A 22413-nucleotide genomic window follows, 5' to 3' on the forward strand; every position below is an offset into this window, starting at 1 on the left:
ACATTATTTCATTCAATTTAACTCAAAGTCAACAATAATATGTAATCCATGTTATATTATTTATAAATACGAAAGAGTAAAGGTAATAAAATGGCGGTAGCAGGGCGTCCAAGAACGTTTAATAAAGATGAGGCTTTAACTAAAGCCATGTATGTTTTTTGGGAAAAAGGCTACGAAGGCACGACGATGGCTGACCTTATTAACGCGATAGGGATGAAAGCCCCCAGCTTATATGCAGCATTTGGCAATAAAGACAGCATTTTTAAAGAAGTGGTATCTAACTACATGCCAATTGTTGTGAATGGCCAGCTTAAGGTGTTAAACACCACGCCAAACATAGCATTAGCGGTTGAAGGAGCACTGCAGGAGTGTCTTAAGCTATTTTCAAGCAATGAAAATCCAAACACTTGTTTAGTAATTACCTCTGCGATTAATACCTCACCAGAACATTCTGAACATGGAGAGCATCTAAAAGAACTCCGTATTGCATACAAGCAAGTTTGGGTAGATCGATTTATAAAGGCTAAGCATGACAATCAACTGAGTGAAGCGGCAGACCCCACTATATTAGCCGAGTACTTCACGACGCTCATACAGGGCATGGCACTGAAAGCGAAAGATGGTGCTTCAAAGCAATCGTTAGAGGAGACTGCCAAGCTTGGGCTGAAATGCATGTATGGATATTGCAGGTCATTAACTAGTTGATGACATCATCAAAAATAAAAGTCATGTATTTGTGGTAATAGCTAACGCAATACACCTTAAATAACAATTTTTAGGATTAGAATTAATCTAGTGTTGTTGACAAAATATGACGGTCATCAAGACATATTGTTATGTAACAACATGGTATTACAATATAATTCTTCTAGCGTAGATTAGTAAGTGCTAAGGCAATATTGCTATCTAAAAAAACAGGAAGAAAATTGATAAGCCCCAAAGTTACAATAGATGAATTAGCGCGGCTTCAAACGTTAGCAGATTATCAGATATTGGACTCTCCCCCAGAGGAGGCCTTTGATAATTTAACAAAGCTTGCTTCAGAGATATGTGGAACACCTATTTCACTGATTTCACTTATTGATGAGTCAAGACAATGGTTCAAGAGCTCCTATGGATTAGCCGCAAGTGAAACCAGTCGAGATATTTCTTTTTGCGGACATGCCATACATGACGATGTGTTGTTTGAGATCAGTGATGCCCTTCAAGATGAGCGTTTTAGAGATAATCCGCTGGTCACTCAAGACCCATATATTCGCTTTTATGCAGGCTTCCCTTTAACTGCTAGTAATGGTAGTAAGTTAGGTACTTTATGTGTGATTGATAAAGTGCCTAAAAAGCTCGATGAAAGTCAGCGTATTTCTCTTGCAAGAATTGCTAAGCAAGTGATGTCTGAATTTGAACATCGAAAAACACTGCTGGAAACTGCAGAGCTTTCTAAAAAGTTAGCCAACTCAACTATCTTTTACGATGCGCTTTTAAATAGTGCAGACGAGTCAATTATTTCAACTACGCCTGATGGTGTGATTACAAGTTTTAATCAGGGTGCTGAAAAGATGCTTGGTTACGATGCTCATGAAGTGGTGGAAAAATTTACACCTGCAATTTTTCATGATCAAGCTGAGATTATTGACTATGCTAAAACACTGAGTAACGAGTTTGGAAAAACAATTAATCCAGGTTTTGAAGTATTTGTACTAAAAGCTAAGTATGGGCATCCTGATAGTCGAAGATGGACTTATATTCGTAAGGATGGGCGCAGAATAACAGTCAACCTTTCAGTGACAGCGTTGATTGATGATTACGGCGTATTGTTAGGGTACATGGGCGTTGCGCGTGATATTTCTGCTGAAATTGAGGCGCAAAACTCGTTAAAGAGTCTCACCTCTATTTTAGAGCTAACCGGTGAAATGGCTAAGATAGGCGGGTGGCAATTTGATCTGGAAGATAACGGGATCAAATGGACAAAAGAAGTTTTTAAAATCCATGAATTAGAGACAATTGATCCGCCTCCACTGGAGCAAGCCATTGAGTTTTATCCACCAGAAGCTAGATCTGCCATTCTTAGTGTCGTTAAAGATAGCATTGAGAATGCATCATCATGGGACCTTGAGTTGCCTTTTATCACTGCCAAAGGCAGATGTATCTGGGTAAGAACTCAAGGCTCTCCAGTCTTGGTGGATGGCAAAGTGGTGAAGCTGATCGGGGCATTTCAAGATATCACGACGCGTAAAAAATCCGAACTTGACCTGGCATGGCTTAACCGAGCGTTGCTGATGTTAAGCAAAACCAATCATGCAATTACTCAAATTAATGATGAGAAAAGACTCATTATTGAGATATGCCGGATTGCAGTAGAGGTGGGTGGGTATCGCATGGCTTGGGTTGGCTATGCGGAGGATGACGAACGTAAAAGCATCAGCCCACAAGCATTTTTCGGTGATTCGGGTAAAAGTTATCTGGAAACAATGAATTTAAGTTGGGCGGATGATGGCTCAATTGATCAAGCCCCTGCAGGTGAGGTGATAAGAACTGGCAAAACACATGTGATTGAAGATTTGCTGTCAGATGAGTCATTCCATTTTAAAGAGTTGGCTAGACATCATGGTTATAGAGGGCTGGTTGTATTGCCACTTAAAGATCGGCAAAAACCAATTGGGACATTAGCCTTATATTCTACTGAAGTCCGGAAGTTTTCAGATGGTGAGATTGAGTTGTTGCAAGAGCTCACCGATAACTTAGGGGCAGGCATTAGTAATATCAGAGCGGAGAAACAACGTCAGCGATTAAGTAATGCAATGGTCAAGGTTGCCCTGAGCGTTAGCAGTGCAACAGGGTCTAACTTCTTTAAAGAGCTTATCAGCGGGATAACGGAAACATTAGAGGCCGATGCTGCATATATAGCGCAATTGCAGTCTGTAAAGCCACTAAAAGCAAACACGCTGGCTGTGGCGTTAGGTCAGGATCTTAAAGATAATTTTGAATTTGAAGTCCCCGATACGATTGCACAGTCCTTCTTTGCTGAAGCTGATTTAGTGATTGTAAAAAACCATGCGGACAAAAATTTTCCTCATTTAAGCATGATGAAGTTTCACCCCTATCAGGCTTTTGCTGGCTTGTATTTATACGACTCTAAGGGGAACGATATTGGATTGTTATTTGTATTTTTTAAGCATGCGATACAAGATCAATCCGAAGATTTGATTAAATCCATTCTTAAAATCTTTGCAGCACGAACAGCCAGTGAGTTAGAGCGGTTGAATGATGATTCAATTATTCAAGAGCAGGCATCATTACTTGATAAAACAAACGATGCTATTGTCATTTACGATATGGACCTCATGGTTAAATATTGGAATAAAGGCGCAGAGGCGCTTTATGGATGGCGCGCAGACGAGGTCTTGAACCACCCAATCCAGAAACGTTTACGCCAAGATCAGAAAGCACTCAAGCAGGCATTAACGGTTTTGCTGAAAGAAGGTGAGTGGAAAGGTGAGGTCACTAAAAGACACAAAAATGGCCATCAGTTGATTATTGAAAGCCACTGGACCTTGATGCGCGATGTTAGAGGTCAGCCAAAATCAATATTTTCTATTAATTCAGATATTACATTGCGTGTGAGCGCAGAGGATGAAGTGCGAAAACTTGCATTTTATGATGCACTAACTGCACTACCTAATCGCAGACTGCTACTAGATCGTATTGAACAAGCGTTATCTTCCTCACGCAGAAAGTTACAGTTTGGTGCTGTCATTTTTATCGACCTAGATAACTTTAAACAATTAAATGACACTCTAGGCCATGACAAAGGCGATATTTTGCTTCAAGAAGTGGCGAAGAGGTTAAAGCAATGCGTCAGAGATCATGACACTGTGGCAAGGTTGGGTGGTGATGAGTTTGTGATCTTAATAGAAGAGCTTTCTGCAGACTTAAACCAAGCAATAGCTTATGTTAGGATTGTTGGAGAAAAGGTATTAGAGGCATTAAATAACACTGTTGATTTTGATGGATATTTACACACTAGCACACCTAGCATGGGTGTCGCTATGTTTAATAGAGACACCAAAAGTGTTGACGAGGTATTAAAGCAGGCAGATATCGCCATGTACCAATCTAAAAATGCAGGTCGTAACCGACTTACATTTTTCATGGAGTAACTCTCTTAAGTATTGGGATGATAACTTCTAGTTACTCATTTCCATCTAGTTTGTCTTTATAGTTTTGGTTGAAAACACTTTAGGTAGCTTAAATGCGAATAGGCATTCATCTAAAGTCTCTTGCGTGTTGCTAATTTCTGATTTATCTAACTGATAGATGTTATTAAACGCATAACTCGCTATTGTGACGCACAGACTTTATTACGACCTGTTTTTTTAGCCTCATAGAGTGCTTTATCAGCTTTGCTAATAAGTACGTCAATATTGTCATCTTTTGAGGTCATGGATGACACCCCAATTGAAATTGTCATTGTTAAAGGTAACCCGCCACTAGGCAGAGGCACTTTTGAGTTTTCGATGGCTAATCTTAAACGTTCCGCAACTTCATAAGCCTGACTTTTGTTTGTTTCAGGCAACAGCACGGCAAACTCCTCTCCACCTAATCTTGCACAAATATCAAAGTCACGCAGGGTGCTTTTCGCTATATCGGCAACACTTTTGAGTGCTATATCTCCCACTTGGTGCCCATGCGTGTCATTAACGGTTTTAAAGAAATCAATATCCAACATTAATAATGAGAGTGGACTGCTAAAGCGATTTGCCCGGTTTAACTCTATCAACGCTTGGTTCATGAACCAGTCTCTACTGTTAAGGCCTGTTAAGTAGTCGTGATTAACCTTATGTTTTAATTCATCTTCTAGTGTTTTTTGTTTTGAAATATCATTTAATAACCAAAGCGATAAATGTTTGTCATAAGAAATGGCGGCACCACTAATATCAATCCAAATCTTACTGCCATCGACTTTCTTCATTTCAAATTGTGTACGGTAGGGTTTACCTACTTTTAGTGGGTATGCGTCTCGTCCTACAGTGTCGAACATTTTCTCATCGGCAAATAGCATCTTGGTTGATGACCCTAATAACATTGACGGTGGGTAGCCAAGAATCCGGCTGACTGCTGTGTTACACCAAACAATTTTTCGGTCTTTGAGCATCATGCCGCCAATCATTTCGTTATCTAGAATGATGCTAATTTCTTCAATATGACGATGTAACCTAGAAATGAAGAAGCCGACAAGGCCTGAGGTAATTGAGAAAAATATGAGTGAAGAATACGTAGTGGCATCGATAGAGAATTGATGATAAGGGGGAATGAAGTAATAAGCGCCAGCAAGTCCTGCACATAACGCTACTAGTAGGCCTAGGTATGCACCACAGAAGTAAAAGCTCAATATAATGGCTGGATAAAATGTGACAAAAGGGCCACCACCACCTTGAGGTAAAATAGTGAAACGGAAAGCAAGTGCGAGCGAGAATAGCAGCAGCGCTAACGCAAACCGGTAACGTAGATCTAGTTTCTTATGTGAGAAATTTAATTTGAGCATGAATGTAAAGTTTATCGCTAACCATCATTTGCATATTTAATTTTACTATATAGCGATATGTTATCGTTCAATGTGCTAGTAAAGAATGTAAGGTCTTAAGTAAGGTTCATATTTAACTAAGTACTAAACAAGCTATTTGTTTGTATGTTAGTTGAAGAATACCGAGTTAACCACCTAACAGGCGCAATGTGGCCGCTTACTCAGGTGTAGATTTATGGTTGGTGCCAGCAAAAAATTGAATGAAAACTTTATTTAGTTGCTACAACTGATTGAATAAGTTCAATGGTCATAGTTTAGTAAAAGGAATTGAGATGAAAGCAGTAGGACTTACCCGATATTTAAGTATTGATCATCCAGAGTCACTCCTAGATTATGAGCTACCCATTCCCGAAGTCAGTGGCAAAGATCTGCTAGTGCGTGTGCATGCTATTGCGGTTAATCCTATTGATACCAAGGTACGCCAACCAAAAGATAAAGTTGAGCTAAATCCAAAGATTCTTGGTTGGGATGCTGCAGGAGAGGTGGTTAAAATAGGGCAGGATTGCACTCTATTTAAACCCGGAGATAAGGTGTTTTATGCAGGAGAAATCACGCGCTCTGGTTCTAATGCTGAGTATCAATTGATTGATGAACGTATTGTTGGGCATATGCCAAAAAGTTTAAGCTATGAACAAGCCGCTGCACTACCTTTAACCTCTGTCACCGCTTGGGAGTCTTTGTTTGAGCGATTGGAAATCTCATTGCAGTCTTCGTCCAATCAAGGTAAGTGCATATTAATTATTGGTGGAGCAGGAGGTGTTGGCTCTATAGCGATACAACTCGCTAGTAAACTGACTGGATTAACAGTGGTGGCCACAGCCTCACGATCAGAGACTAGCCAGTGGGTGCGTGATTTAGGTGCGCACCATGTTGTGAATCATCAGCAAGATCTTGTGCAACAAATGGCCGAAATTGGTATCTCACAGCCTGATTATATTTTCTGTTGCAATGATACCGATGCATACTTCCCTGTGATGGCAGAGCTGATTAAACCACAAGGGCGCATATGTTCTATTGTAGAAACGATGAAGCCTGTAGAGATGAGCCTACTTAAGAACAAAAGCGCCACTTTTGTGTGGGAGATGATGTATACACGCTCTATGTACCAAACTGTAGACATGATAGAACAGCATCATATTTTGGATCGCGTTGCCAAGCTGGTGGATGACGGACAAATAAGAACCACCATTAACGAAACGCTATCACCTATTAATGCAAATAATCTTCGTCAGGCGCATGCTCGGATTGAAGCAGGTGCAGTCATCGGTAAGATAGTATTAAGCGGTTGGAGATAATTGTCATTTACTTTTAGTCGTGATGAGTTTGACGAATCAAGTAGTAGCAAGCCAAACTCTGTGTGAGCGCTTAGCGACACTTCATGATTTTGCTTAAGCCTCATTCATGAACACTGATAGCGTGATACTCGAAATCAGGTACATAATGAACTCACTCGAACAAGACATGATGTCGGTTCAAAAAACAAAACTTTGGAGATTATTATGTGGACAACACCAGCAGCGACAGAAATGCGTTTTGGCTTTGAAGTAACAATGTACGTAATGAACAAGTAATCTTAATTGTTCTCAAGTGCTACAGAACCCAGCTTAGTGCTGGGTTTTTTTATGAACTTATAAAGCAGCTCTTTTTAAAATAGAAAGTCTTGTCATTCCTATCGATTAGATTGATAATAGCAAAGAACGAACGTTTGTTCTTTGGTGGATGAACAATTTAAATAGGATATTGACATGACTGATTTCAACCAAACTCAAGCCTTTGATTTAGAAAAGCTAGGCCAGTTGCGCGATTATTTTGCAAGCTATCACTCCTTACCAAGTTATAGCTACATGCAGCAGCTTCTGAATATGCGCTCTAAAGATACCATTTCTAAGTTGATTGCACGCTTAAAGTTGATGGGTTTTCTTGACGTCGCCCCTGACAAAAAGCTAAGCCCAGGTAGAAGGTTCTTCGAGCGCCCCCTATCCAATAGCACGGTGCAAGCTGGTGCTTTCAGTGCTACGCATCACGAAGGTGGGGATTACATCACTATCGATGAGCATTTGGTTAAAAAACCATCCATTACTGAGCTAATTCCAGTTAGAGGTGATTCTATGAAAGACCTAGGCATTATGGATGGCGATACTGTAGTCGTTGAGAAAAGACCCACCGCGAATATCGGAGATATTGTAGTCGCCATTATTGATGATAAATTCACGATTAAGACGCTTGGAAAAGAAAACAATCAATTTGTATTGATTCCTGCCAATAAAGAATTTGAAACAATCCGTCCTAAAGAGCAGTTTTATATCTATGGTGTGGTCGCTGGGCAGTTTCGCACTTACTAATAATATCAATTTGGTTGATAATAAATAGTGACGTCATAACAGTAGATATTGAATGCGATGAACCTATTTTATTCTGCCAAACAACTTGCGTCTGACTATAGATTGTTTCAGTTGCGACAACAACTCGCTATTTTGTTTTGTCTGATACTAGTAATGCCTCTTAATGTGAGTGCCGAGCTTATTAGTGGGCGTGTCATCGCAGTTGCAAGCGGCGATACCATTACCATATTAAATTCAAACAACACAAAATATAAAATAAGACTGTCTGGGATTGATGCGCCTGAAAAAGCCCAACCCTATGGCATAGCGTCTAGAAAGTCATTATCGGATTTAGTAAATGGCAAGGAAGTTGATGTAGAGTGGTTAAAGCTTGAAAAAAAACATAAACGTGCTGTAGGTAAAGTGCTTCTAAATGGCGTTGATATCAATCTGGAGCAAATTAAATTAGGCATGGCTTGGTTCTTTCTTCATTATCAGAATGAACAGCCATCACAAGATCGCATAGATTATGAAAATGCACAAATCTCAGCAGAAGAAAAGCAAATAGGACTTTGGGTCGATAAAAACCCTACACCGCCTTGGGAGTTTAGAAAACAAGGTAGAATTAATTAGCATAAGCTGATTGCTGAAGCATGGTGTTTTGATTAAAACCCAATCATGTAATTAAAGTAAGCTGTTGTTGACCCAGTACTTTGGAATGGCAATTGTTGGTAATAAACATCACCTAAAATACGTTGATTTTTAGACACTGCATAATAAGCACCTGCAGAAGCTACTGTTCTGGTGCGTTGAATGCTGTCGTTGAAGTTCTCAGAAGTCAGTCCACTAATGCCTGTTGAGGTGCCGGAGTATTTGTCTACGCTATGTTCTAAGTCGTGCTCAATACCCAAGCTTGCCGTTAGCGTAGCTTTAGACGTAAGAGCATAATTGAGCTTTAATCCCACTAGTCCAGTTATTGAGCGATCAGTTAGTGAGGCATAGCTTAAAGGCGTACTAATATCACTTTCAGTGTAAGAATCTTGTTTGATGGAGGTGTGGCGTAATGCAAAATAGGGACGCACCAATGTTTTATCTTTGTAACTAAATGCATAACTTAACTCACCTACATAACTTTGCGTATTCAGGTTCGTAGATCCAGTACCTAATTCTGATGTGCCAATCACATTACGAGTAGTTTTAATGTTTTTGTCTTGATAGGCATTGGCCAGTTTAACCTGATAGCCTAGGCTATTAGCATGTTGGTTCCAAACTACAAATGCACCCATCAAGGGATTCTTATTAGACACTTTGATACCTGTGGGCGCTGTGCTGTTTACATTCTGGTCAAAGAATCCACCAATACGGACATTAGGTGTGGCTTTATAACCTAATACCAATACAGCACTTGTGCTACTTGAATCTGGGTTGTCGACTGCTGTGAATCTGCCACCTCCAGAGATACACATCCCTTTAGAATCAAATAAATTACAGTCATATGTGTTCATGTTTGCAAAGTTGCTGGAGATAGCAGCTGCGTTGAAAACACCCCTTAACTTTTGGGCTGAGTTGCGAATTGAAGCTTGAGTGTCAGTCATTGATGGGCCAGCTAAAAACACCAGTAAGTCCCAACTATTCGCAAGTAATTCATTAGCAACCAAACTATAGCGATAGCCACTATATGTGCCATTGATTCCAGTTACACTAGATAAAGAACTAAAGCCTTTTAATACATTTAAGTAGCGATTTGCTGTAATCGTAGAAGCGTTAACACCAGGCACCAAAGTTGTCCCGGCATTGCCATAAATATTGAAGGCCATTCCACCTAGTTGACTAGGTGCCGATAGTTGGCCATAGGTTGAGGGATTCTGAATAATGATGTTGTAGCTAAGCGGTAAATAACCACTAAGCGTCACTGGAGCTGATAGTGAGCCACTCTGCCCCTGCAAGTTGTTAAACACATTGATCGAAGGTATAGGAGAGGAGTTGTTTCCAATGCTACCAAAGCCACCTGTAATATTCCCGACATTGGTCAGAGAGGTAATTGTTCCCTGGTTAGAGATGCCGTATCTAACCACTCCAGTGATCTGTCCAAAATTGACGACACTGACATTTCCACCTGCCTGATTCCATAACCCCCATTGGTTATAGGTATAAATAGAGCCATTATTGACCAAGGATGCTGATGTGGAAGTGCTCAGCACAACAACTGCTCTACCATTGACGCCAAATCCCGCATCGTTAGAGACAGTGACGCCTGAATTAATAGTGACATCAGCACCGGTGTTCAGCGTGAGGCCTTTTATATTTGAACCATTACAATTTGCAGATACAACTACCGTAGAGGTGACGGTTACTCCTCCATTACATAATGCATAGGCTTGCTCTGTGTGCATGGATGCAAGAAAAGCAAACATCCAAAGATATCTACTATCTGCGTTATTTGTTAGTATTTTGATACTGGCGCCTTGACTTAAAGACAAGCTTAGCGCTTGTGTATGCATTAATGCATGAGTAAACCATTGGGTAAATCTTAATTTATTTGATAATTGGTGATTTAACTTGGACTCAATAACAGCTTGAGACTGGCTTATAGCTAACACTTGATCTTTTAAAGATATCAATTTTTCAATACTGATTTTTCTTCTAGGCTTGGCTATATTACCAAATAGCTTTAACAACATGTTTATCTCCGGAGATGTTGTCAATATACACTTGAATGTAATTTTCTTAATTTAATTTGGCATCTATTTAGTTGTGTGATTCAAAACTATTCGCAAAGACTACTGAAATCTAGTAGATGAGGGGGTATTAAAAGAAACACTGCCACAATAAAAGGCTGCTATGGTGCGTTAGCGCATGCGGTAACAGATAGACGATAAAAAAGTGGGTCACCTGAAACAAGTGCCCACTTCTATATCTGTTTGGTGCGCCCGAAGAGATTCGAACTCCTGACCCCTTGGTTCGTAGCCAAGTACTCTATCCAGCTGAGCTACGGGCGCGAAAGCGTGCATTATACTCGAAGCTGAAAATTTATCCAGCAAAATATTCACACTTTTAAAACTTGGCGGAGAGCGAGGGATTCTTTCGCTACTCATACCAATCAACTACTTACGATAGTAGTGGTGTAACACTTGTAATGCTTTAATGTAACAAGGCGCGAATATTACTACAAAGATTAGCCCTAGTCATCTTCAATTCGCAAATATTTAAGATTTTTAGTGAATATCTATACAAAGAGAATGTTGTTGATAGTAGTTGTGAATCAAAGAATCCAGTTTTCGCGCTGCACTAACTCTACTAGCCTGATACACGTTACCCCCTCCGCTCGACAAACATCAGGAATTTTGGGGCTGCTTACTTTTCCATAATTTTCTTCGCTTATGACGATTAAAGGAGGGTTGTAGCACAATGCGAGTGAAATTACGAAAGGGTCTCCTTCAGACCTACCTTTGGTAGTATCGACGAGTCTAGGGTGTGTACCCATGATGTAAGCGAGCAGCGCTTGTTGATTATCATCAATATCTACCGAAAAGTGACTAGGTAAAGCTGTTGCCCACTTATGAATTGCATCATCTTTTTTCTTCAGCTCATTTATTACCTCTACAGATGCAATGATGACGCCGCTGTTGATTAGCTCTTCGACTCGCTCCCAGAATGAATGAAAGTTCTTTGGTGGATAAGCTCTTAGCCACGCATGAATTATGCTACTAGTGTCTATGCAGTACTTGGCAGTATCGCGCACTATCACCAAGATGCTCCTAGTTTATGACCCAAAGCTAATACATGATTTGTTCTAATGCCTAGATAGCCAGACACTTCGCTGAGAGTCAGTTTATCTTGATAGTAGTTTTGGAATACTAAGTCTATATACCTTCTACCATAATTGCTTAAAGTCTCTTGTGGCATATTGCGTTTGATTGGTGCTGACACATATGAGTGTTTTTCTTGGTCTTTCTTTTCGATATGCTCTTGTCTGTATTGCTCTCGCTTCGTGTTGTAGAAGTCGTTGTTGGTTAGGCCTAAGGTAAGAAGGCGCCTTACAGCTGCTTCTCTGCTAACACCGAACTTCCCAGCAATATGAGCAATTTCAGCATCATCCCAAGTAATTGATTGACCGTGTCGCAGCACTACAGAGTCTAGTTTAAAGATACTTTCAGGCATTAAGGCAGATGCGGCTACTCCATTGCAGAAGGCCTCTAAGGCTTTATCCTCAAGAGGTCTAGGAGAGTCAACCTCTAAATCAGAAACCCCACTCTTACGCAGCCCTAAATGAGCTAACTCATGTAACAGTGAAAACAATCTCCGTACTGGGGCATCTTTGCGGTTAATTACGATTACTGGTAGCTCTGGGTATGCTAAGGCAAAGCCTGATGCTTCTTCTGATGCTATGCGAATGCTCTGGAAAACGAGCACACCAGCTTTCTCAATTAGTTCTCGCCATAATGTGAGACCAGTTCTGCCCGATGTGTCACTCCTGTAAGGCTGTTCCGTTGTTGATAGTCCAAAGTATTCCCTCATTTTTAGGCCAGCTTGCTCTGGGCTGTCCTGAATGCTAATACTAAAGTTGAACGCTATTGACTCCTCACTACCTATATCTGTGAGCATCTCTTTAGCGAGCATGCGACGTTGATTGGCTATCCGAATCTCCTGAGTAAGTTCAGGCGAGAATTTTCTGGGAGACTCAGGTGAGGTTCTGCGAAAGTCGCTAATTACCATGAAGCCCATTGGGACTTCTTGAAGGTAGAAGACACTTAACGGTCTCTTGTAGAGGGTGGCTAGCTCTCTTAATTGCGGAATGGATGGAGCTGAGTCCCCACTCTCCCAAGAAAGAATTGTATCTAAAGTTTGTTTAATAGAAGCCGCTACTGCTTCTTGGGAGAATCCAGCAGACTGTCTAGCCCAAATCAAAATCTCGGGTTTAATGTTTGCGAATATGCGTATTGCCATCAGTTGCTTCTATTGGGCTAAATATTAATAACTTAATAAGTTCCTATCTTACACTTGATATGTTAAATTGAATACTGTTACATAGTTCAAATTGGATAACGAATAATGGCAAGTGGAGGAAAGCGCGAAGGTTCAGGCCCTAAGAAGCCTATGAGTCCATACGGAGAGAAGACCTCTGTTATCAGAGTGCCGAACAGCATCAAGCCTGATGTGTTGGTGTATCTCGAGGCTTTCAAGAATAAACCAGCTAAGCAATCAGAGCCTATGCCTCCAGCACTACAAGCTTCACTTAATCCTATTGCATTAGCTAGGCCTATTTACAGTGCTAAAGTGTCAGCAGGGCAATCTCGTTTCCCTTCACCAGCTCAAGACTACGAACAGAAGTTTTTAGACCTTAATGAGCGATACATCAGCAATCCCCCAGCTACCTTCTTCTTTGAAGTTAAAGGTAACTCTATGGAGGGCGCTGGTGTATTCGAGGGTGATACTGTCATAGTCGATAGAGCAGTCAAACCTAAGTCGTCTAGTATCGTTATAGCAGCTGTAGACGGAGAGTGGATGGTGAAGCGACTGTATAAGCGAGGGAATGTCGTTAAGCTGCTTTCTGAGCATCCAGACCATGCGCCAATTACGTTTTCTGAGGGGCAGGAGCTGACTATCTTTGGTGTCGTGACCTATGTCATTCACCAGCCAAAATAATCGCGTATACGCACTCTGTGATGCTAATTCGTTTTACGCATCTTGTGAGAAAGTATTTAGGCCAGACCTAAGAGATACGCCAGTTGTAGTCCTGTCGAATAACGATGGGTGCGTGATAGCTCAGAGTAAAGAAGCTAAGGCTATGCTGGACCTCTACATGTGCAGACCTTGGTTTGAGATTGAGGAAGAAGCGAAGAAACTAGGTGTAGTTGCGTTCTCATCTAACTATGAGTTGTATGCCAATATGAGCAATCGCTTTATGGCTACCTTGAGACAGTTCACTCCAAGGCAAGAGGTCTATTCGATTGATGAGTCTTTTCTTGACCTCACAGGTATCAAGCGAGACTTAGTCGTTTATGGGCAAGAGATTAAAGACACGGTAATGCAATGGACTGGCCTACCGATATGCGTCGGAATGGGCAGTACAAAGACGCTAGCTAAGCTTGCTAATCATTGCGCTAAGAAGCAACCTCACATGAATGGTGTATGCGACTTCACCAGCATGAGCGAAGCTGAGCTAGACGGCATCATGCAGCAGCTACCTCTATCGAAGGTATGGGGTATAGGCGGCAAGCTAGAGGCTAAACTCAATAAGGTAGGTGTTTATGATGTGCTTAGGCTAAAGCGAGCTAACCCTAAGCGAATAAGGGATGAGTTCGGGCTGCTGCTTGAGCGCACTATCAAAGAGCTGAATGGTGAGTCGTGGCTAGGACTGGATGAGACCTTAGCAGAGGCTAAGCAAGTAATGAGTTCTCGGTCATTCGGTACTAGAGTCACAACCCTACAAGACCTGGAGCAAGCCGTCAGTTATCATGCAACCAATGCTAGTGAACGACTTCGTAAGCAAGGGTTGTATGCTAATGCTGTCTATGTGTTTATACAGAACAGCCCGTTTGATAAGACGGAGTACTACGGAGCTAGCAGGGTAATAGCTTTATCGTCAGCTACAGACTGTACCTTGCAGATTGCGAAAGCTGCGCTATGGTTGCTAAAACGAATATATAAAGAAGGTATCTACTACCAGAAGGCTGGTGTCATGCTGATGGAGCTAGTGCCTGAGAGTGGGCAGCAGACAGATTTATTCAGCAATTATGCTAGTGATACTAAGAAAAGTAACTTGATGGCGACCTTAGATAGTATTAATAGAAAGTACTCTAAAGGCACAATCAAGTTAGCCTCTGAGGGTACGGAGAAGGCATGGGCGATGCGTAGAGGTTACAAGAGTCCTAACTACACAGGTGATTGGTCAGAGTTGCCAATCACAAGTTAAGATATGGTTATTTTATGCGAAAAATTAATGCATCACTCAGTACTCGTGAGAATGTTACAATAACTTTAACTAATGGTGGTAGAGCGTCGATAAATTCATCATCGCTTAGTTTACGGCGATTTGCAGACGAAATTATCTCTCTTAATTGAATCACATATGGACTAGTTGCAATTTCTTCATCAAGTGCATGTAATTTTTTAGATGTGTCATCTGCTAGTTTCAAGGCTTCGTTCAAGCGGCTGTTTTTTGAAATCTCATCTAGTACTTGACTCTCTTGATAAGAGTACTGTTCTTTGAGAAAGAGGGCAAGACTAGCTTTCTTTACTAATAGTGCCATCTCTTGCTTTGTAATTTCTAGGCTGTCAATAGCCTCCCTCGCCTGAGCATGCCTACCCTCAAGAGCTTTGAGTTGCTCTGTCGTTTCTGCCAAAGACTTAAGTGTGCCGACCTCTATTGATTGAATATCTGACTGAGTGATAGCAGGTCTCGTGAGTGATAAAAGCGCAGCTATAGATGCAAATGACCCAACTATTCCTGAATAAGTGAAGTATGTTGCTTCTTGGAATTGCCCATAATGAACAAGCACCCACCCCCCAAGGAAATAGATAAGACTAAGACCAATTACAACTTTATAAAAGTGACGCATTATTAGTACCCTGTTTTTTTTATTGAACTATAACATTAATTTTAGGCCATCTATCGTGTACCCATGCATACTCAATAGGTGTGGCTTCTGTAACAATGTAGATACGCTTCTCTTCTTTGCTTTGCACAATTAAAGCCTCAATCGCTGTACCTTCTCGCAGTTTTATCCAGTGCGATACCTTAGCGGCATCTTTCTCCATAAAGCTATTAACCGCGAGCTTAACGAATACAGGGCTATATCGCTCCCACTTACCTAGCTCAATAGAGTCAGACCTAGCCCACCCACCTTGAACAAAAGGAGCTTGTTCTTCTTTACGTCTGCCCCATTTAATCCACTCTACACTACCATCACTGTTAGCTACGGGTAGGGCAGCCTTAGGGTTAGGGAAGTACACATTCCACTCTTTACCTGATGGCTCCGTATACCTTACGCCTGAACACATAATGTCAGCCTACGAGTGCCATGGCAGCCATCATGATGCGGTCTAAGCCTCTTATTAGGTCAATTGCGCCCCATATGCCGCTAATTATTATTAATGATTCAAACATGAAGTAAAAGAGTTTATAAAATTTACCTTTGAGATATGGACTCCTTCCACTTAGTTGCGGTCGCCATGCAACTTCAGCTATGTAATAGTCCCGTAAGATGATTAGCACTATCATTGAGAAAAATAGAACTGTTGCATAAAAAAGGTAATACCAGCCAGCATGAAGATATGCCACCATTGCTGGTGTTATCTCTGCTTTTGGCTTTGAAGAAAAAACCGTTACAGAAGTGGTGAACGTGCCACCAGCTAATATAAATGCATAATTGACGAGTTGTGTGGCTCTACTCCTATTATCAGCTTGATGTGCATTAAAAGAGTCTAGTTCTTTACGTCTATCATTAGTATCTGCTTCATTCGCCATTAGTAATACCCTTATCAAATTTACAGTAAGGTTGTTTAGATGCTTAATTTATAACCTAATTTGTTTACGCCAATCCCAAGGGGCTACAGGTTTAGGCTCTAGCCATAAGCCTAGCTTGTTAGCCTTAGCTTCTTCTTGAGCATGTAAGTATGTGATTCTATCCTCGAGCGGCTGTTCTTTCTTGTACTTGCTGTAGTGCCAAGCTAGCCCTCGTTTAATTTGCTCTAGGTTGGCATCAAGGCCATTTACCATGACCTTACCTACTAAACGCTCATAACGGTCTCTTTTTGACCAATCAACTTGCACTGCCTTACCATACGCTAAGTCAGACAAAGACTTCTTAGATGCCTGTCCGAAAGGTTGCTTTTTCTCTGGTGCATCTATACCAGCTAGCCTAATCTTGTATTGAGTGTTGTTAGCATCTAGCAAAGTTATAGTGTCTCCGTCAGTAACACCCACCACTCTGCCTTCTAGAGTGTCTGCATAGGCTGCTGAGGTGAAGAGCAGAGCAAGTAGTAGGTATTTATTCATCAACGAATTATCTTACAGTCTCCAGAAAAAAGACATATGTGCTGGCTTTGCTAGACGTTCTAGTAAGCGATTCCTTTTAGAATTCCTGCGTCGCGGTAGATGTTATTAATACCAGTTAAACCTTGTATCAAATCCTTTAGCACAGGACCTGCTTCGTATGTCTGTCCCCCATCTCTAGAAACAAAGGTAGCTAGTCTCGTTTTTTGACCGCCAAAGAAGCCTCTTCCTGCATCAACGTTTGCAAGTATGAAGTGCATTTGTAATGCTTCTGATTGGAGTATTAGTGCGCCAGCTTCCATGTACATATCAAGTGTATTCCATGAAGATGGTAGGTCTAAATCCAGAGAGTTGCGACGTAGCACCTCCGTCCAATTTCGGTAAACAAGGTAGCTGCTCGTTGAAAATGGTACACGCTTGATGGATTCTAGGACTTGGTCAGATGATAGTTTGGACATTTGATTATTATTATTGAGTTAAAGAAGTGCTGTAGGTTAAGTATAACTTAACTCAAAAGCAAGCTGAAAAGTGTAAAAACTAGTTCTTAGTGTTTAAGAGCTAGTATGAAACTGGAAAAAGTATTTGCAGAGAGGATGCGCGAGGCTCGTGAGGCAGAAGGGTTGTCTCAAGAGGCGTTGGGTATACTTGCAGGTATTGATGAAGCTACAGCTAAAGTGCGTATAAATCAGTACGAGAATGCTAAGCATGCTCCACCTCTATCAATGATTAACACGATAGCCAGTGTTCTAAAAAGGCCAGTGACATGGTTCTTATGTGAAGATGATGTTAAGGCTCTTAACTTAGCAATAAATCAACTATCTAAGAGTAAGCGTCCTGAGGCTCTAGTACGCGCAATATCTGTTATTGAGTTGGATAGCAAAACTCAACCAGAGAATTAGTATGTATTCGCTGATACCCTTTAGAATAAGGCTCTAAAGCCAATAGCTCCAGAATAACGAATTACAGAAACGCGCTATAAGCGATTATTCTTGATTGGCCTTAGATTCGGTATCAAGTCAAAAGTCTACACGAGTAAGGCGCTTTAAAATTCACTCTATCGCTATTACCCAATCGCTGAGTAATGTGATTTATACACTTTCTAAGTAGCGATACAAAGAAGTTCTACTTATACCAAACTTATCAGCGAGAGCCTTACGGTTCTTACCGTGATTGGCCTTGTCAAGTGATACTAGCTCTTCAACCTGCTCATCTGACAGAGCATGCTTTCTGCCAAGATAAGCACCTGCTTCTTTAGCTAGGGCGATACCCTCTCGCTGGCGTTCTCTAATAAGGCTGCGCTCGAATTGAGCAAAAGCACCTAGCATCTGTAATGTTAGTTTAGAGAACGGGTCTGCCTCAGATGTTGTGAATACTAGGTTCTCTTTGAGGAACTTAACACTTACACCTCTCGAGTTTAGTTCCTCGACTATATTGAGTAGGTCTACCAGATTGCGAGCTAGTCTGTCTAAGCTATGCACAACAAGAGTATCTCCAGCTCTTGCATACAGCATGGCCTCTTTCAGTGCAGGTCTGTTAGTATCCTTACCACTAGCTTTATCCTCAAACAATCTATCAAGTCCAAGTTGATTTAGTGCTTCTAGCTGTCTTGCAGTGTCTTGTTCAACAGAGCTAACTCTAGCGTAACCGAGAGTGTGTCCTTTAGTGTTTATGATGTTACTCATACTGACTCCTTAACGATGTGTTAATTAAAGTCTAAGAGTTAAAGTTACAAGTGTCAAGTAATTGCGTATGTGACCTATATGGTACATATATACGAGGTATATAAGTACTCGTAGAGTGTAGCGTATGAGTACACTCTAACTTAACAGAGTGTATAACTAGTAGTAGCGCTGAGTACTTATGCTAGTCGTTCTTGATAGCAGTATTTGTAGTATCTTGTAACTACTTAGAGTGCGTAGCTATTGGCACTAGTCTGGATTGCTATAAGAGATTATTCTACAGTTACTAGGGGGTAGTGGGGGTTGTTGGTACTTGCACTAGCTCGAGGTGACTGTACGTACTGCTATTACAATTTTTGGTATCGAGTGATAGGAGCTATTTAAGTCTTATGATTAGTCTCTTTATTTAGTACTTCATTAGTTTCGTGGATTTTACTTTTTGAGTTACATACTAGGTAGCTTCTAGCATCACTTCTATGCTCTGCTACATATGTTATTTTTGGTATTCTAGTGTACTTAGTTGTTTATCAACTTGTTGATAGTACTTAGAGCAAGAGTAGTATTTTTTTTGTGGTGTATTACTCAAGGAGCATCCGCAAGTACTCTGCTAGATATATGCTTATGTTGTATTCTTGCATGCTTCACCCCATTAATTATGAAGATTCTTATCCTATAGCAGGGGCTGAACATTTAAGTGATAGCTATCCTCTGCTAGTTGGCATTGGCAGGACTAACCCTGTTACCTTGTACTTAGTCATAGCTTCAACAAGCGGACGTAAAGGGTACTTGTCTGAACCATAATTATCAGCAACATCACCGCTACTGTGGCCTGTAATTGCGTTGTGTACATCTGAGGGGATACCTGCCATTCGGGCATAGTCCTTGAAATTGTGCCTGAAACTATGGAAGACCATCTTGGTGTCAGCTACTTTGATGGTGTTGCGCAAATAATTACCAAACCACTTTGACCAGTTACCACTCAATGAGCCATAAGCACTTGCGGGCTTGAGGTCTGGGAATACCTGCACACCTTTTTGGGATTGAACGTAGGCTATGAAGCCCAGTGCAATCAAGTTTTGATGAATTGGCACGCGTCTTCGGCTACTGGCATTTTTAAGCTTCTGACCTTCCCCTTCATCTGTGATGCTGAGCACCCACGCCTGTTGAGAGTCCTCGCTCTCATCTTGATAGCTTTCTTGATAAATGTCACCAACTTGCAGCTGGCACAATTCGTCTAGCCTAGCACCAGTATGAAGCGCTAAGAGCGGTAGCCAGAATGCGGCCTCACCTTTACCTCCTTTTGGTCTATCGGAGCTAATGTAAATAGGTGAGTTAAAGATTGCATTCAGCGCTTCCAAATCGAACCCACTTCGCTTCGTTCTGGCTGATACGTTCGTCTTAATTTTTGTGCCTGATGCTGGGTTGGTTTCAATAATTGCTTGAGATGCTGCGTAACCGAGCAGGGTGCTTAGCAGGGATAGATACTGATTGGTATTTGCAATGCTTGAGTCTGCTGCTAGTAGCCCGTCTTTGAATGCAACCACATGCACTTTTTTAATGTCTGTAATCGGCAGCCTGCCTACAATGCTCTCGAAGCGACTGATAACTCTAGTCATGATGTCTACCGTCTTGGGACTAGGCTTGCGTTCATTAGCCCACTTACTAATAAGTTCACTAAGCAACTTACTTGATAGTGTCGATGTAACTTTGGATACAATGTCCTTGCTAGCTTTGAACATTGAATCGGTGAAGGGTATGCTCGTGTTGTTGCGAAGGGAGGTCGCTGCCTTAAGCTGTGCCTCAAGCTTCCACATGGGCGCAGGATTATCCTCGAAAGGATGCTCTCCTGTTCTCAGATACTCCTCAGCATTGCCAATTAGATTCTCTAGGTAGTCATTGAACTGTTGCCAAGAGTTATTAGTGATGGCCTCCTCTCGAAGTAGGCGGAGGCGTTTATTAAACAAGAATGCGTACGTTTCTGCATCATCAATCGTGAGGTCTTCGTAGAGCCTAGGACGCTTTGATTTGATGGTTTGTGTTGCTGGTATTGACTCTGTGCTTTCAGGTGTCTCTTCGAGTGGGGTAAGGGCTGAGATGAAAGCCACATCATAATGCACATCCCACTTATGGACTTTAATTTTGGCGGCATCTCTGTCCTTAGTTCGCAGAGAGAACATTATCTCTTTACCAAAGATTTCGACAAGGTTTACTGGAACTTTACGACGGTAATAGTAAGTGCCATTACGTGGGGTTAAATGTGTACACATAATCTCTCTCGTTGAGGTTGGTGTAACACACACTGGGAAAAAGTAGGTTGTAAGTACCTGATTCTATGATAACTCTAATAAAATCAAGTACTTTATTTGACTTGGCGGAGAGCGAGGGATTCGAACCCTCGATACAGATTTAAGCCCGTATGCTTCCTTAGCAGGGAAGTGCCTTCGACCACTCGGCCAGCTCTCCGTTTACTTCAATTACGCTTCTTACGAGGGCGTGATACTACGCTAAACGCTTTTAAAAATCAACGTTAACTTGCAATTATGCTGCTTCTAATTCAAATGCTTTGTGTAAGACACGTACGGCTAGCTCAAGATATTTTTCATCTACCACTACTGCGATCTTGATTTCAGAAGTTGAGATCATTTGAATGTTGATGCCTTCTTCCGCTAATGTGCGGAACATTTGGCTTGCAATGCCTACGTGTGAGCGCATACCTACGCCTACGATAGATACTTTAGCGATTTTATCGTCGCCATTGATCTCACGTGCGCCAATGTGGCCTTGAACTTTGTCGCGCAAGATACTTAGCGCTTTGTTCATTTCGTTTTTATGTACAGTGAAGGTGAAGTCAGTTGTACCATCCGCACCTGTGTTTTGGATAATCATATCCACATCTACATTTGCTTCAGCGATAGGGCCCAGGATTTGGTAAGCAATACCAGGTTTGTCCGGTACACCTAATACAGTGATTTTGGCTTCGTCGCGGTTAAAGGCAATGCCAGAAATAACGGGTTGTTCCATTGTATTTTCTTCCTCAAATGTGATTAGTGTGCCATCGCCTTCTTCTTCAAAGCTTGATAGCACGCGTAATTTAACTTTATATTTGCCTGCAAATTCAACTGAGCGGATTTGTAGCACTTTGCTGCCTTGTGAAGCTAGCTCTAGCATTTCTTCAAACGTGATTTTGTCTAGGCGGCGTGCTTCAGGCACTACGCGAGGGTCTGTGGTGTAAACACCATCTACGTCTGTGTAGATTTGGCACTCATCAGCCTTTAATGCAGCAGCTAGCGCAACACCTGTGGTGTCAGAGCCACCGCGACCTAGTGTGGTGATGTTGCCATTGGCATCTACGCCTTGGAAGCCCGCGACCACGACCACATAGCCATCATCAAGATCTTGTTTAATATGATGTTCATCAATACTCAAGATGCGCGCTTTGGTGTGCGAGTCATCAGTCAGAATTTTAACTTGTGAGCCAGTGTAGCTTTTTGCTTTAATACCTAGTTCCATCAGTGCTAGCGCTGTCATGCCGATAGTGACTTGCTCACCAGTTGAAACCATCACATCCAGTTCACGTGGATCAGGGTCTGGCATGATTTCTTTAGCTAATGAGATAAGCCTGTTAGTTTCGCCAGACATCGCAGAAACTACGACGACAATTTGGTGGCCTAGCGCTTTATAGCGAGCAACACGTGCCGCCAGACTTTTAATGCGCTCTGGATTTGCGACTGATGTGCCGCCGTATTTTTGTACAATAAGTGCCATAAAATATTCTTTTAACCTTATTAACTGTATTAACTTTGTTTAATTTTAACAGCAACAACCTGTTAGGTA

21 protein-coding genes and 2 tRNA genes are annotated in these 22413 nt (G+C 41.5%); 9 read left to right on the top strand and 14 right to left on the bottom strand.

Annotated elements, in window-relative coordinates; all coding sequences use genetic code 11:
- The first annotated feature begins 90 nt into the window (after positions 1–90).
- Positions 91–705 (top strand): TetR/AcrR family transcriptional regulator, encoded by a 615-nt coding sequence (locus A391_RS0103615; protein WP_019897406.1) that lies wholly within the window; start codon positions 91–93, stop codon positions 703–705.
- A gap of 221 nt (positions 706–926) precedes the next feature.
- A complete protein-coding gene (locus tag A391_RS0103620) occupies positions 927–4157 on the top strand; it encodes a diguanylate cyclase domain-containing protein (RefSeq protein ID WP_157261320.1) in 3231 nt (1076 codons plus the stop codon).
- Positions 4158–4336: 179 nt separating this feature from the next.
- On the opposite strand, the gene A391_RS14110 is transcribed toward A391_RS0103620, so the two are convergent.
- On the bottom strand, positions 4337–5542 hold the full coding sequence (locus A391_RS14110; protein WP_019897408.1) for a diguanylate cyclase: 1206 nt from the start codon (positions 5540–5542) through the stop codon (positions 4337–4339).
- Between the two features lie 311 nt (positions 5543–5853).
- Between A391_RS14110 and A391_RS0103630 the strand changes: the two genes are divergently transcribed.
- The 4 genes from A391_RS0103630 (at position 5854) to A391_RS0103640 (ending at position 8535) form a co-directional block, all read left to right on the top strand.
- Positions 5854–6876, top strand: coding sequence for a zinc-binding alcohol dehydrogenase family protein (locus A391_RS0103630; RefSeq protein ID WP_019897409.1), 1023 nt, complete (start codon positions 5854–5856; stop codon positions 6874–6876).
- A gap of 204 nt (positions 6877–7080) precedes the next feature.
- A complete protein-coding gene (gene pqqA, locus A391_RS14280; RefSeq protein ID WP_012777389.1) occupies positions 7081–7152 on the top strand; it encodes a pyrroloquinoline quinone precursor peptide PqqA in 72 nt (23 codons plus the stop codon).
- Positions 7153–7326: 174 nt separating this feature from the next.
- A complete protein-coding gene (locus A391_RS0103635) occupies positions 7327–7923 on the top strand; it encodes a LexA family protein (RefSeq protein WP_019897412.1) in 597 nt (198 codons plus the stop codon).
- Positions 7924–7980: 57 nt separating this feature from the next.
- Positions 7981–8535 (top strand): thermonuclease family protein, encoded by a 555-nt coding sequence (locus tag A391_RS0103640; RefSeq protein ID WP_088177632.1) that lies wholly within the window; start codon positions 7981–7983, stop codon positions 8533–8535.
- A 32-nt stretch (positions 8536–8567) separates the two neighbouring features.
- Here the strand turns inward: A391_RS0103640 and A391_RS14550 are convergent, their stop codons facing one another.
- The 4 genes from A391_RS14550 to A391_RS0103660 all read right to left on the bottom strand — a co-directional run bounded on the left by A391_RS14550 (position 8568) and on the right by A391_RS0103660 (position 12849).
- Positions 8568–10583, bottom strand: a complete 2016-nt coding sequence (locus A391_RS14550; RefSeq protein WP_019897414.1) for an autotransporter outer membrane beta-barrel domain-containing protein — start codon at positions 10581–10583, stop codon at positions 8568–8570.
- Positions 10584–10824: 241 nt separating this feature from the next.
- Positions 10825–10901 (bottom strand) — tRNA-Arg (locus A391_RS0103650).
- A 263-nt stretch (positions 10902–11164) separates the two neighbouring features.
- Positions 11165–11650 carry a DUF4411 family protein gene (locus A391_RS0103655; RefSeq protein WP_019897415.1) on the bottom strand — a complete coding sequence of 162 codons (486 nt, stop codon included), beginning with the start codon at positions 11648–11650 and terminating at the stop codon, positions 11165–11167.
- Complete coding sequence (locus A391_RS0103660) at positions 11647–12849, bottom strand: XRE family transcriptional regulator (protein WP_019897417.1); 1203 nt, start codon at positions 12847–12849, stop codon at positions 11647–11649. Before A391_RS0103660 ends, A391_RS0103655 begins: the two co-directional genes overlap by 4 nt.
- A gap of 105 nt (positions 12850–12954) precedes the next feature.
- On the opposite strand from A391_RS0103660, the gene A391_RS0103665 reads away from it, so the two are divergent.
- Complete coding sequence (locus A391_RS0103665; protein WP_019897418.1) at positions 12955–13548, top strand: LexA family protein; 594 nt, start codon at positions 12955–12957, stop codon at positions 13546–13548.
- On the top strand, positions 13526–14818 hold the full coding sequence (locus A391_RS0103670) for a Y-family DNA polymerase (RefSeq protein WP_019897419.1): 1293 nt from the start codon (positions 13526–13528) through the stop codon (positions 14816–14818). The genes A391_RS0103665 and A391_RS0103670 overlap by 23 nt, the downstream gene beginning before the upstream one ends.
- A gap of 7 nt (positions 14819–14825) precedes the next feature.
- Here A391_RS0103670 and A391_RS13695 read toward each other — a convergent pair whose 3' ends face one another.
- Genes A391_RS13695 through A391_RS14415 form a run of 5 tightly spaced genes read right to left on the bottom strand, consistent with a single transcriptional unit; the run spans position 14826 to position 17358 of the window.
- Positions 14826–15464, bottom strand: a complete 639-nt coding sequence (locus A391_RS13695; RefSeq protein WP_019897420.1) for a hypothetical protein — start codon at positions 15462–15464, stop codon at positions 14826–14828.
- Between the two features lie 19 nt (positions 15465–15483).
- Complete coding sequence (locus A391_RS0103680) at positions 15484–15906, bottom strand: hypothetical protein (protein WP_019897421.1); 423 nt, start codon at positions 15904–15906, stop codon at positions 15484–15486.
- Positions 15907–15910: 4 nt separating this feature from the next.
- The gene (locus tag A391_RS0103685) at positions 15911–16372 is read right to left on the bottom strand and encodes a hypothetical protein (RefSeq protein ID WP_019897422.1); all 462 of its coding nucleotides are present in this window, start codon (positions 16370–16372) and stop codon (positions 15911–15913) included.
- A 48-nt stretch (positions 16373–16420) separates the two neighbouring features.
- A complete protein-coding gene (locus A391_RS0103690; RefSeq protein ID WP_019897423.1) occupies positions 16421–16903 on the bottom strand; it encodes a thermonuclease family protein in 483 nt (160 codons plus the stop codon).
- 59 nt (positions 16904–16962) lie between these two features.
- Complete coding sequence (locus tag A391_RS14415) at positions 16963–17358, bottom strand: hypothetical protein (protein WP_157261321.1); 396 nt, start codon at positions 17356–17358, stop codon at positions 16963–16965.
- Between the two features lie 105 nt (positions 17359–17463).
- Between A391_RS14415 and A391_RS0103700 the strand changes: the two genes are divergently transcribed.
- Positions 17464–17799: a helix-turn-helix domain-containing protein gene (locus A391_RS0103700; RefSeq protein ID WP_019897425.1), complete on the top strand. Its 336-nt coding sequence runs from the start codon at positions 17464–17466 to the stop codon at positions 17797–17799.
- A gap of 189 nt (positions 17800–17988) precedes the next feature.
- Here the strand turns inward: A391_RS0103700 and A391_RS0103705 are convergent, their stop codons facing one another.
- The 4 genes from A391_RS0103705 to A391_RS0103720 form a co-directional block, all read right to left on the bottom strand.
- Positions 17989–18582, bottom strand: a complete 594-nt coding sequence (locus A391_RS0103705; RefSeq protein ID WP_019897429.1) for a recombinase family protein — start codon at positions 18580–18582, stop codon at positions 17989–17991.
- Between the two features lie 698 nt (positions 18583–19280).
- On the bottom strand, positions 19281–20846 hold the full coding sequence (locus A391_RS0103710; protein ID WP_019897431.1) for a DUF6538 domain-containing protein: 1566 nt from the start codon (positions 20844–20846) through the stop codon (positions 19281–19283).
- Positions 20847–20948: 102 nt separating this feature from the next.
- Positions 20949–21042 (bottom strand) — tRNA-Ser (locus tag A391_RS0103715).
- A 75-nt stretch (positions 21043–21117) separates the two neighbouring features.
- A complete protein-coding gene (locus tag A391_RS0103720; RefSeq protein WP_019897433.1) occupies positions 21118–22344 on the bottom strand; it encodes an aspartate kinase in 1227 nt (408 codons plus the stop codon).
- Between the last annotated feature and the right edge of the window lie 69 nt (positions 22345–22413).

The sequence above is a fragment of the Methylotenera mobilis 13 genome, from assembly GCF_000384255.1.
Taxonomy (GTDB): Bacteria; Pseudomonadota; Gammaproteobacteria; order Burkholderiales; family Methylophilaceae; genus Methylotenera; species Methylotenera mobilis_B.